The following is a 553-nucleotide window of genomic DNA, read 5'->3' as shown; positions in this document are numbered from 1 at the left end:
TCTCCTACCGATAACAATTTATTATCACTATACAAAGCATCAAAATAAGTTTATAATAGCATGATTATTGATAAAGGAGATTTTTATGGATTATAAACTTATTTCTACTTACTTAGATTATTGCAAAACTCATAAGCGTTTGAGTTCACACACGATTCGCGCTTATAAGAATGATCTTATGCAATTTTATAACTCAGACTATGATAATGTAGAATCCTATATAGAACAGTTGACACAATCTAACATAAAAACGAATACATTAAGAAGAAAAATTGCTTGTATGAAGGTGTTTTATAACTATCTAAAATACCAGAACATAATTGAAGAGAATCCCTTCAATCAATTGCGCTTTCAATTTAGAACTGAAAAAGTATTGCCTAAAACGATTCCGTATGACATTTTGAAAAGTATTTTTTCATATTTAGAGCAGAGAATAGTTCTATCTAAAACTGATTATCAAAAACAACACGCTGAAAGAAATCTACTAATTATTTCACTTTTACTTTCAACAGGCATCAGAATTTCTGAACTTTGCAACATTCATCTCAAAGAT

1 protein-coding gene is annotated in these 553 nt (G+C 28.4%); it reads left to right on the top strand.

What is annotated here, in order from left to right:
• Window positions 1-85: 85 nt before the first annotated feature.
• Window positions 86-553, top strand: a 468-nt coding sequence (locus ADI58_RS05370) for a site-specific integrase (protein ID WP_049521754.1), incomplete at its 3' end; no start/stop codon positions are given.

Origin of the sequence: Streptococcus mitis, assembly GCF_001074635.1 — a bacterium.
GTDB lineage: Bacteria > Bacillota > Bacilli > Lactobacillales > Streptococcaceae > Streptococcus > Streptococcus mitis_E.
This window is presented reverse-complemented; position numbering and strand designations above follow the sequence as displayed.